Below are 13209 nucleotides of genomic sequence, written 5' to 3'. Positions count from 1 at the left end.
AAACATGTTGGCGATTTTAAGTGATACCACTAGATCTTTATTTACAAATATTATTAATATGTACAGTATTAAAGAAGTTGATCTTGAAAGGAAGATCGACTTCTTGCTTGTCGAATCATTAATTGCGAGAGATTATTTAGATGAAATAAATACTATAAAGGCTAGGAATATACCTTCTGTTTTATGGTTTACTAGCAGTTTCATTGATGTTGCCAATGATAGTGTTTTATTGGAAATTTTTGACTTTGTGATAGTTAGTGAAGCTAAATATTTGGGGCAGATGATAGAAAAATTAGAACCCTTAGGAAAAAAGGTTACATTAATCCCCCCTGGTTTCAATCCATGTTTCCATAATCCTCTTGATAGGAATACATATACAGGCGGTGTACTACATTACTCCCCTTTATCATTAAACGGTTACACGAATGAGAGCATTAAGAGATTTTCTAGTTTTACCAGGGAGGCATTACTGTCATTCCTTGCTCATGATTTGAAAATATATGCAGATGACGAAATGTTAAGTCTTTATCCAGAATATGCGGGAGACTTTGTAGTTGATAAGCAAAAATTAGCAGAGGAATTCAATAAGAGCAGCATTATATCGTTTTTTGGGAATTCAACTAATAATCAAACCTGTATTCCGCATGAAGTGTTAGCAGCTATTGCGCAGAATAAACTCGTTTCAATTCCTAATTGTGGTGCTGTTAACAAAATGTTGGGGATGCTAGTTTACTCAGGAAGTTCAAAAAAACAAACGGCTTATTGGTTAGACACTATTAGTAAAAATAAGCTATGGACCCGTAGAATTATTTCGCAAGCACATAGAATTGTAATGAATGAGTATTCTTCTCAATCGATTTTAAGGAAAATGTATAAGTTTATTACTGGTAAAAGTCTAGCAGAAACCAAGATTTCAGTAATTTCGTTTTGTAATTCTGAGACGGAAATTGAGAATATAGTACGATATTATTCCATACAAACATATCCTGAGAAGGACTTAACGATAGTATGCTCTTCTGGTGTAAATAAACCTGAAGAAAAAAAGGATATTAGGTGTATAGCAGTTGAAGATCTTTCGAGTGAAAGTTTAGCGGATGTCATTAAATCTGAAATGTTTACGATATTTGATCCCGAAAATGCCTATGGCCATGAGTACGTTTCAGATCTTATGAATTCACGGAGTTACACTGTGTGTGACGGTTATCTAAAATCCCAATCCTATCAAGCCAATGATTTGCAAATTGTTGAAGGAGCGGAAGATGAGTATATTGTCGTTAATTCAACGGAATTGACAAGAGGAATATTTAGAACAGATAAGTTTAAACATATTAGGTTTTTGACTTTACTATCTTTAAGAGTGGAAGGTAAGTTCCAGGTAATAGACGGGCAGCAGTTTGTATATAAAGGGAATATACTTCCTATGGAGCAAATAGAAAGATTTTTTGACACAACTGAGTCTGATGATTTGCCTAAATTAAATGAAATAACGGCTGAAATTCGGGAAGCAACCGAACTTAACAAATTAGCTGTGGATATAGCAGAGGAAAGGGTCAACTATTTTCCTTTGGATGTATATGATGGTAATAATAACGCTAACTTTAATAGGGATAAAAACTCATTGATCTGTAAGTCAGATGTTCCAGGTAAAATTAATTATTATTGCCCTAACAACTATTCCACAACTAGTTTTGCAACTACGCCAATAGATATACCAGAACTATTCAAGTGGACGAATGTAAATGGCTGTACTTTTCAACTGGAAGTAAAAGGAGAGAAAATTGGAGAAGTAGATGCTTCCGTAATGTTTGTTTTCTATGATCATGAAAAGCAAATCCATCAAACACAAGTTTATTTGAATGATTCTGTTGTTACAGGGCTGCCTCCAGGAACAGTATGCGGGGTCCCGCTTGTTAGAGTTGTAGGTCAAGGGGAATGCAAGATCACTGAAGTAAAAATAACTATTTATCCTTATGTGGAAATTCCAATTTTGTGGTTTGCTGATTCACACGATGATGTAATTATTAATGAGGAGAGTATAGAGTTATCTCTGGAACTAGAAGAAGGAAAACACATATATTTAAGACCGTTAGAGTATCGGAACAGTCCATTCTCATTACCTCCTGCTAAAAATCTTTTATCAGATTTGCATAAAGGAGAATATTACGAATTAGAGGTAGATGGCATCGTATCTTCAGAACTGCAAGTTGATGTTATCTTACTTTATTATGATGCAGAAAAACAAATTGGGCGTTCAAATTTTTCTATTGGAAAAAAGGGAGTGTTTTTTATTGATGCCAATGTCGAGAAAATAGCTCCTGTTATTCGAATTGCTGGTTCTGGGAAATTTTTAATAAATAAAATAAAGATCAGATCTGCCGATGAACTGGTTAATTTTCATGGAAATAATGTTTTGCCAGAAGAGAGGTACTTGCTTGTAACTAATAATTATCCAAGTAATAATGATATCTACGCGAATATGTTTGTTCATAGGAGAGTAGTTTCGTATTTAGCTGAAAAAATGAATGTTTGTGTGTTTAAAAACCTGAATCAGAGAAGCGGAGATTTTTCCACGTATTCATACGAAGGGGTTAACGTGTTCAGCGGCAATACTGAGGAGTTAAAATTGTTTATACAAATGTATAAGCCAAGTAAGATTCTTGTTCATTTTATGTCGAAAAATATTTTAAGTGCCCTGGAAACAGCCGCTCCCCAAATACCAGTATTAGTTTGGATGCATGGGGCAGAAGTATACCCAATTACTAGCAGGCTGTTTAATTACAAGAATTATAATAAAGCAGCTAGTGATTTAAATAGCAGTTTACAAAGAGTAGACGCGATTGCAGAGATGTTTAATAAGAAAAACTATACATTCATCCCTGTATCGAATACTTTTCGTCATGATATTGAAGAAGTATATGACATTAAACTAGAAGAAACATCTCATCCTACGATTCATAATTTTATTGATAATAAAATCTTTGGTTACCGCAAAAAAAATGCAGAACTAAGAAAGAACATTATCAGCGTAAAAAGCTTTAAAACTAGAATGTATGCTGGGGACATGTTGCAGCGGGTTGTAGAACTATTGGCCTCGAAACCGTTTTTCAGTGATTTATCATTTACATTTTATGGCCAAGGGGATCTGTTCTATGAATCTATAGGTTCATTAGTAAAGTATCCTAATGTTAGGATTTATCATAAATTTTTAAATCCGCAAGAGTTGTCTTCTTTATATAGCCAAAATGGAATTGTGTTAAATCCTACTAGGCATGATACGCATGGTGTGTCTCGGGATGAAGCCATGGCCTGCGGATTAGTACCTATAACTAATGATATTGCCTGTGTGCCGGAATTCGTGGATTCAGAATGTGGATTTATAGTCCCTCCTGAAGATGCGGAGGCGATGGCAGCATCAATTGAGATGTTGTACTACAATCCTGAGTTATTTTTAAAGATGTCGGAGAATGCAGCAAATCGAGTTCGAAGTCAATGCGGTTTTGACAGAACGATAGCAAGAGAAATTGAATTAATTACGCTATAAAACAAATAGACGCTGAGACATACTAACAAGAGAGTAATTGCATAAGGAAGGAGAACTTTTTTGATGCGATTAAAAGACAGGCTAATAAAATTAAAATACACGCTTGATTTAAAGAAACTCCAAGTAGTTATACCAAAAAACAAGAAAAAAGTTGCTGCAAAATTAAAGCTTAAAAAAGACAGGCAGAGTGTTGCTGCGGCTTCGGGTTTGATCGGAAAGCAAATGGAAACTCATTTAAAGGAATATATAGACTGGCACCCTTTTAAAAATGCTTTTGCTAATAATATAGATTTCATATTAATTGATGACGAGGCACTTGATATAGATTTTATGAAAGTGAACCAAGCAATTGAGATTTTCAAAAGTAGAAAGCCGATAATCTTCTTTTTGAAAAAACTCCCCAGCCAAACTTCATATGAGCATACATTGCAGTACGCTCATAAAATATATTTGTGCAAGAATATTGAAATTCAGGGGACTCCTTTTGAAAATGTTGGAGATAAAATTGAGGTAGTTGATTATTATGTCGATATGAAAAAAAATTCACCCAAAAATAGGGCTGCTAGTGCTGGAAGGATAGGCATAGTAATAGATGATTATTCAATAGAGCAGGAATCATTTGAAGAATTAATCGCCGCTTTAAAGAAATGGTCTTTCCGAGAAGATCTCCAAATCATTTGTTTCAAGGGAAAGGCGCTGTCTTATCTCTCTGATAAACCTGATTTAGTTTCTAGAATCTCTGGAATTTGTACTGATGTGAATGAAGCTAATCAAAATTTTGATGCAGTGTTGTTGATTAATCTGACCAAAGATAAAATAAATGACTTTGAGTTAAGTAAGAGACTGTCACGGGGGCAACTAGCGATTAATGCTTATTCGAATAATAAGGCTTATTATTTTGATAATGTTTTGACTGGAGTTTCAGAAAATTTAATAAACTATATAGAGGGATTACAAAGGCATTTTTCGTTAGAAGAGATTAGCGTGAATTGTATAAGAAAGGTAGCTCGATCACAATCACAAAAAGTTCATTTGAAAAGGATTGCTCAAGCAGAGTCGCAAAGGAATATTAAATCTCATGGAATTAGTATTGTTGCTTGTACAAGTAAGCCTACCTTTTTAAATAATATCATTGAAAACTATCATAGACAGATTTATGAAGATAAAGAATTGATCATTGTATTGCACAGCAATAAATTGGATATTGAGGCGTTGAGAGCAAAAATAACTGATCCGAACATAAAAGTTTATCAAAGAAATCCTAATGCCATATCTTTTGGGTATTGCTTGAACTATGGTGTAGCTCTAAGTAATAAGGAATATGTAGCAAAGTTTGATGATGATGATTACTATGGTGAGGAGTATTTATCCGATTTAATGGATGCTTTTAGCTACTCAGATGCAAAGGTAGTGGGGAAATTATCATTCCATTCATACTTACACGGATCTAATAAGTTTGTAACTCGAAAACCTGGAAATGAATATAAATATACTAGCTTTTTACCCGGGGCCACATTCCTAATAAAAAGGGAAGTATTTGAGAAAAATATGTTTCGGGATATTCCGAGAGATATAGACGGCAGGTTTTGTTTTGATTGTCATGCAAATAAAATAAAACTTTATTCTGTTGATTCATTTAATCTACTAGTTAATAGACTTTCTGACAAAGGAATTCATACATGGAAGGCATCAGACCAACTTATCATTAGGCAATCACTACCTGCAAATGATTCAATAGATGAGGAGCTTCTTCATAATTCTGCTTATTTACTTTCAAATAATAGAAGCTCTACATTTACTGATGCAATTAAGTCGATTTGTGTTTAATATGCGTTTTCTTTGGGAAGGTGATTTTTTATGGAAATAGCTGATTGGGTCTATTCACAAATACAAGAAGATGACGCAGTCTTAAATATTTCAGATACGAGTTCTGGTGTGATTGCAAGTAAGTCAACTACAGTTGTTAATCCTAAGCAATTGGACAATAAAGAACATATCTTAGATGATAATAAAGAATATGATGTCGTAATATTATCCTGGATAGGGGAGCTTCCGGGCAACATTGTTGACTGTGTTCATAAACTTACCAAATTGGATAGTAAACTTATAGTCATTTTTTCCAATGAACAATACAACGATGACGTTGATCTAAATATCGTCAACTTTATTAATAACCTATTTAAAGAGTTTGTGATGTATAAGATTAATGCGTTTTCTGAAGGAATTGTGGCGTGCTTTCGGAGGACAAATATAGAGACGGCGGATAGAACGGATAGTAACAAGTTAAAAGAAGTTGTTGCTTCTAAAAACAAGCAGATTTTGTCTTTGCTTGATAGCGAGGAAAAGGCTCTAGTTGAGCTAAGGGATTTATATTTTGAATTTAATATGTTGGAAGCTAAGTATGAGAATATTAGGAGTAAATACGATTTATTGAGCAATTCGAAACTGGGGAAATTAACTTTAAAATACTGGAAGTCTAGAGGAAGGATTCCCGATGACTTTTAAGCAAACATTTATGGGAGCATAGTTATGGACTTAATTTATATACAAAAGAAAATTGATGAAATACAAAGGCTTCGTTCGCAAATTATGAATGAGATGGATACTGGAATTTCAAGTTTGGAAGGAAACGATCCATTAGAATTGTATCATTCAAATAAATTTAAGCGGAATTTCGCGGATATTAAGGATATGAGAGTTGCCTGTATTATGGATGAATTTACTTATCATTCTTTTGAGCCGGAATGCTTATTAATGCAGGTAACTCCATCAAATTGGAAGACCGAATTGGAGGAATTTAAGCCTCACTTATTTTTCTTGGAATCTGCTTGGAGGGGATTAGAGGGATTATGGAACACAAAAATCGCCCATCTAAGCAATGAGATTATTGAAATAATAAATTATTGTAGAAGAAATGAGATCCCAGTCGTATTTTGGAATAAAGAAGATCCAGTTCATTTTGAAACATTCATAAAGACTGCCAAATACGCCGATGTTGTATTTACTACAGATATTGATTGCATTAAAGCATATAAAACAAGACTTAAGCATAACCAAGTTTATTTAATGCCCTTTGCTGCTCAAACGAAATATCACAATCCGATCGAACTCTATAGCAGAGCTAACAAGTTTTGTTTTGCGGGAGCATATTATAAAAGATATCCTGAAAGGATAAAAGATTTAGAAACTTTTACTCAAGTGATTGATGAAATGAATGGTTTGGATATTTATGATAGGAATTTTTACAATAATGATGAAAATTATGCTTTCCCAAGCTCTTATAAAAAATATATTGTTGGTCACATTAAGCCCCATGAGATTGATAAAGCCTACAAACAATACCGTTATAATATTAATATGAATTCAGTTAAACAATCGCAGAGCATGTGCGCTCGCCGTATTTTTGAACTACTAGCATCAAATACAGTGGCAGTAAGTAATTATTCGAGAGCAGTTAGGAATTTCTTCGGTGATCTAGTCATTTGTACCGATGATGGCGGATTGCTAAAAAAAGAAATTAAAAATTTTGAAGATGACAACTACTATTATAAATTAAGATTAGCCGGTTTACGGAAAGTGTTAACGGAACATACTTTTCGAAAAAGATTGGCTTATTTGGTTGATAAAATATTTATTAATTCACAACCTGAAGAACCAAAGACAGTAGCCGTTATAGCAAAAGTCAAATCAAAAGAAGAATTAGAACAAGTGTTACTGAGCTTTAATAGACAAGCATATGAAAATAAAGAACTTATCATATTTACTGAATCCGTTGACTTAAAGTTAAATGATAATAACATTCGTGTTATGTCCGATAAATCAGTGGATGAAATTACTAGACTTAAACGCAGTTATGATCATTGGTGCTTTTTTTCTGTGAATGATTACTACGGAGAGAATTATATAAATGATCTGCAGTTAGCTTGGGAGTATACCGGGGTAACAGTTATAACTAAACAAAGCCATTACATTTTCGAGGACGGCAAGTTCACATTTATGAACAATGGGGGAAGTTATACTACTGTTGGTCACCCGCAAATTAGAAAAGCTTTGATTAACGTTAGGGATGTAGAAATTGAGGATTTGAAACATTGGATAGAATCAATCGATACGGAAGCAATTACAATCCCTTCCTTTTCCATAGATGAGTTTAATTATTGCATGAATTATTCCGGTTTAAAATGTGAGACAGTGGACGACTTAATTATTAATGATACAGGAATAAGCATGACAGATATGTATCATATTGCGGAACATATTAAACCTAACGCAAGAAATTTGCAGAATGTTACCTTTGACGCCAATGAGATATACGCTAAGCTGAATAAACCAAAAAACTTAAAATTCAAATACGTAAATGGGTCTATTTATGTAGAATCTCGCTTAAAGTCAAAATTGGAGTATGCTTACCTTAATGAGTTGATTAGTCTACAAGGAAGTAATAAATCTAATAAGTTAAACGTTTTTTTTGACATGGAGACTGATTCAAACTCACTTACTACAGAGGTTGCTATTATACTTTTGGACGGGGAGCATAACGTTATATCTTCTTCTGTTCTTCCGGGTAATAAAAAGGTAACAATAGATAGCGATAAACGTGCAATAAATTTGAAATTAGGATTCCGTTTTTCTGGCAAAGGAACTTGTAAAATAAAAAAGGTGATTATAGGTGATATTGAAGTTGACTCAGGATGTTTCCTTAATAAATCACAAACCTTGCTTATTACTGACAATTTTCCTAACTATTCTGATTTATATCGATCCGCATTTGTATATAGCCGTGTAAAGGAATATAAAAATAATGGTTTACTAGTGGATATTTTTAAATACAATAATCGTTATCCAACAGGTTTTTCTGAATTTATGGGGCATGATATTATTTGTGGACACAGTAATGAGTTAGTCGATACATTAAGATATATGGAATGTGACACTGTAATGATTCATTTTCTTTCCGAAGCTCTATGGAGTGGCATTAGACATATTATTAAGGGAAAGAAAGTCGTTATATGGCTGCATGGTGCCGATATTCAACCGTGGTTTAGACGAAAGCATAATTTCGTGACCGAAGAGCAAATAACTAGAGCTATGAAGGATTCGGAGAGGAAAATGAATTTTTGGAGAGAAATCTTCAGTCTTGCATCCGAAGAAAGTGGGTATAATTTACACTTCGTATTTGTATCTGATTATCTTGCACAAGAAGCATTTAAAGATTTAGATATTAATTTGCCCAAAAATAAATACAGCGTCATTCATAATTATATTGATAGTGAAATTTTTCAGTATCATAGAAAAGATAAAGAACTTCGAAAGAAGATACTTTCAATTCGCCCTTATGCTAATAACAATTATGCTAATGATCTTACTATAAAGGCAATACTTTACTTATCGAAAAAATCTTTTTTTAAAGATTTGGAATTTAGATTGATAGGCAAAGGAGAGCTTTTTAAATCAACAGTAAAACCAGTTCGTAAATTTAAAAATGTTATTATTGAAGAAAAGTTTTTGAGACAAGATGAGATAGCAGAATTACACAAGAAGTATGGCATTTTTCTGGTTCCAACGCGTATGGATTCTCAAGGCGTATCTAGAGATGAAGCGATGTCATCCGGGCTAGTTCCAATTACGAATAGAGTTGCAGCAATACCTGAATTTATTGACGAAAGTTGTAGTATGCTTGTTGAACCTGAAGATTATATAGGTTTAGCGAATAGCATTGAAACGCTATACTTTAATTCTGAACTATATGAACAACTCTCTCAGAATGCAGCTTTGCGTGTTCGAAAACAAAGCGGTTATATTACGACGATTACAAGAGAGTTAGAGTTGATTAATCAGAAGTAAATAGAAGTAAGTATACACAAGGGGATGAGGGCTTGCCAACCAAACCAAAGATCGCGTACTTAATGCATGTGGACTGGAATTGGATCAAGCAGCGTCCCCATTTTATTTATGAGGGATTAACACGGCATTATCCAGTAGATCTATTTTATATTAGAAAACTAAATACAAACGGAAGAGAAGACATCCGTAATTCAAGAAATAATTATTCTAATTCTCAAGTAAGAACTCTATATAAACTGCCCCTTTCCGGGAGATTTAAGTGGCTGAGGCAGCTCGAGAGGCTTATTAATAGAGAAGCAATTGATTGCTTAGATGAATACGATTTGATATGGATAACCTCTCCTTTGTTGTTGGATTTTATTCCCATAGAACGATTAAAGAAAAAAAAGGTTATTTATGACTGCATGGATGACTTTCTTGGATTTTATCCGGGAAGCAAACGAGTTGATAGGTTAAAAGGGCTCGAAATTAATTTGATTAAACAGACGGACTTATTGTTTGCATCATCCCAATTTCTTAAAATGAAACTGGAAAAGACTTATGGAAGCTACTTAAATTCTCTGCCTATTGTAATTAATAATGGAATAAAGTCGGACTTATTAGAGTCGTTATCTTCAAATTATTGGAGAAAGAAAAATTTACAGGCGCAGATAAACATTGTTTACATAGGTACGATCGGGGAATGGATTGATTTTGATTTGATTCTCGCTGTTTTGGATAAGATCCCGAGAGTGGTTATTACAATGATTGGACCAGTAGATATAAAGACTCCCACGCATGAAAGATTGAAATTTGAAGGGATAGTTGTTCATGAACAACTTCCTGACTTTGCGAGAAGAGCAGATGCTTTCATTGTTCCTTTTAAAATTAGTGACCTGATAAGGGCTGTGGATCCCGTAAAGGTATATGAATATATTTGTTTTCAGAGACCTATTTTTGCTATAGAGTATGAAGAGATGAAGAAGTTCTTACCTTTTATAAGAATGTATTCTAATACGGAAGAACTAGTGAAGCAAATTAATCTTTTAGTTAACAATGAAGTTGAAATGTATACTCAAAGTGAGGCCACGGATTTTTTAGAGAAGAATACATGGGATATGAGAATAAAAGACATTACAGAGCATTTACACAAAATTGAATAACGTTGGGGGATAGGTAAGTTGGTATTTAGCAACTTAGTTTTTTTATTTGTTTTTCTACCTATTGTAATAGTCAGTTATTATCTAATAAGAAAAGAATTTAAAAATATTTTATTGTTAGTTGCCAGTCTTTTTTTCTATGCTTGGGGAGAACCAAGATACATTATATTAATGATTATATCTATTATAATCAATTATTTTATGGGGCTAATTGTTAATTATCGATTCAAACACAGGAATTATAATAAATTAATTTTAGCAGCAGCTATTATATTGAATCTGTTAATTCTTTCATATTATAAGTATGCAGATTTTATATTATCTAATTTGAATGGTCTGTTCGGATTAGAATATGAGCTAAAGGCAATCGCCCTACCGATTGGTATCTCATTTTACACATTTCAAGCAATATCTTATCTAATAGACATTTATAGAAATGAGTCAAAGCCGCAGAAGAATATAATAGATTTAGCTCTGTACATTTCTTTCTTCCCACAATTAGTTGCCGGTCCAATTGTAAGATATGAATCTATCGCCCAACAGTTAAAACTCCGTTATGAAAATGTAGGGTTATTTTCACAGGGGGTAAGGCAGTTTATCATCGGGCTTGCCAAAAAAATATTAATTGCTAATCAGGTGGGATTGGTGGCAGATGAAATATTCTCAACCAATACAAGCCAACTTTCTCCTTCGTTAGCTTGGGTAGGAATTATTGCATATACTTTGCAAATTTTCTTTGACTTCTCTGGTTATTCTGATATGGCGATTGGACTAGGGAAGATGTTCGGGTTTAATTTGCCAATGAACTTCAACTACCCGTATATCTCAAGAAGTGTCACTGAATTTTGGAGAAGATGGCACATCACTTTAGGCGGATGGTTTCGCGATTATGTTTACATTCCTCTTGGCGGTAATCGTACGAGTACGTGGAAATATATTAGAAATATTATTATCGTATGGTTTCTAACGGGCTTATGGCATGGAGCCAGCTGGAATTTTGTAGCATGGGGATTGTATTTTGGAGCTATTATTGCCTTGGAGAAATTCGGGTTTGGAAAATTGTTGTCACGATTATGGCGGCCGATACAGCATATTTATTTAATAATCATTGTAGTGATCGGGTGGGTATTTTTTAGATCAGAGTCCTTTACTCAATCATTTACTTATTTAAAGACAATGTTTGGATTCTCGAAAGTAGGCTTTTTTGAATTGCAATCTTTATATTATATTCATGACTATTGGCTATATTTCGTAATTGGTATTCTATTCTCTATGCCAATAGGCCAAATGTTGACCACTGCAATTAAAAGAAGGGTTTCTGAATCGGCATACAGTCTTGTAGAAGTTGTTCAAACCGTTCTTATATTAGGGTTATTTTATGTTTCAGTACTTTATTTAACCAGTTCTACATTTAATCCGTTTATTTATTTTAGATTTTAAGATAGGATGCAACTGACTTGTGCTAATGATAAGGGAGAAGAATTTATGGCTAGATGGACTAGATTAAATCAAATAATTCTTAGTGCAGCCTTCATAATTATTATTGTAATTATGGGAGTAACAACTATGATTTCAAGCGATAGAGATTTGTCTAAAGTGGAAAATCGTAACTTGGCCCAGAAACCGGACTTGAGTCTAAACAGTTTGTTGTCTGGTTCATATTATAATGACTACGAACTTTATTTTAGTGATCAATTATTTCAAAGGGATTTTTTAGTCAAAGAGTACACGATGTTGCAGTTAAAGCTGAATAAGACAATCATTAATGGCACGGTGATCGGAAAAGATGGCTGGTTGCTTCAAGAGCCGGTAGGTGCAAAAGCTACTAGGTTGCTAGATGAAGTCGCGGGAGATTTAAATACTCTTGGGGATTGGCTTGATAAAAGAGATACGCCCTTGTTTTTTGCATTAGCGCCTCATAAAGTTAACATTTTATCTGATAAGTATCCAGATTACTTTCGTAAAAGCAGAGGATACATTAATAGAGAGTACTTAGTGGGTGAATTAGATCCTAAGATAAATTACATCAATTTGACTGAACATTTTCTAAGTAACTACAATAATAATGATATAGAAGGCATGTATTTTAAAACTGATCATCATTGGAATGGTAGAGGGGCTCAGGCTGCTCTACCAGTAATTATTAGCCAAATAGATGAGAAGTTAAAAAATAGTCATGAAACCAATATTGAATATGTTAGGGAATGTGATGATTCCTCCAGTTTTACCGGAAGTTACAATCAAAAGATTTTTGGTTTGATCGACTCTAATGAAGAATTTAAGTGTCGTTTTATTTCTGTAAATAGTCCACACCTTATTTCTTTTAGCGCAGCTAATTACAAAGGTGATTTAGGTGGAATAGAGGATGTTTTTGGGGCAGGAATTAATCTGGGTCGAGATGAAATTACATATTCAGGTATATTCTCTGCCGACTTAGTAGAAATTAAATTTGAATATGAAAACCCTGGCGATATTAATTTGTTAATATTAAAAGACTCCTATGCTAATCCTATAATTCCAAATATTGCTGAACATTATTCCAAGACATATGTACTTGATTTACGTCATTATAAGGAAAAAAATGTTTATCAATATATTGAAGATAATAATATTAATGCAGTATTAATTCTTCATAATGACATTAACTTAATGGGAGAAATGTATAAATTTAAATGAGAGGTGAGT

The 13209-nt window shown here is 33.5% G+C and carries 7 protein-coding genes; all 7 read left to right on the top strand.

The genetic code is table 11. The annotated features are described in order from the left end of the window. The first annotated feature begins 4 nt into the window (after positions 1–4). Positions 5–3541 carry a glycosyltransferase gene (locus ACYUJT_RS21790; protein WP_460326274.1) on the top strand — a complete coding sequence of 1179 codons (3537 nt, stop codon included), beginning with the start codon at positions 5–7 and terminating at the stop codon, positions 3539–3541. Positions 3542–3604: 63 nt separating this feature from the next. Beyond that, positions 3605–5368: a glycosyltransferase family 2 protein gene (locus tag ACYUJT_RS21785; RefSeq protein ID WP_460326272.1), complete on the top strand. Its 1764-nt coding sequence runs from the start codon at positions 3605–3607 to the stop codon at positions 5366–5368. Between the two features lie 30 nt (positions 5369–5398). After that, positions 5399–6046, top strand: coding sequence for a hypothetical protein (locus tag ACYUJT_RS21780; protein ID WP_460326270.1), 648 nt, complete (start codon positions 5399–5401; stop codon positions 6044–6046). Positions 6047–6070: 24 nt separating this feature from the next. Then, a complete protein-coding gene (locus ACYUJT_RS21775; RefSeq protein ID WP_460326268.1) occupies positions 6071–9385 on the top strand; it encodes a glycosyltransferase family protein in 3315 nt (1104 codons plus the stop codon). Between the two features lie 32 nt (positions 9386–9417). After that, a complete protein-coding gene (locus ACYUJT_RS21770; protein WP_460326265.1) occupies positions 9418–10527 on the top strand; it encodes a glycosyltransferase family protein in 1110 nt (369 codons plus the stop codon). 18 nt (positions 10528–10545) lie between these two features. Beyond that, positions 10546–11964 (top strand): MBOAT family O-acyltransferase, encoded by a 1419-nt coding sequence (locus ACYUJT_RS21765; RefSeq protein ID WP_460326263.1) that lies wholly within the window; start codon positions 10546–10548, stop codon positions 11962–11964. A gap of 45 nt (positions 11965–12009) precedes the next feature. Then, positions 12010–13200, top strand: coding sequence for an alginate O-acetyltransferase AlgX-related protein (locus ACYUJT_RS21760; protein ID WP_460326261.1), 1191 nt, complete (start codon positions 12010–12012; stop codon positions 13198–13200). Positions 13201–13209: the final 9 nt, after the last annotated feature.

This window comes from Paenibacillus sp. YSY-4.3, from assembly GCF_054767475.1.
Note: the sequence above shows the minus strand (reverse complement) of the source record. Positions and strands in the feature narration are given on the sequence as shown.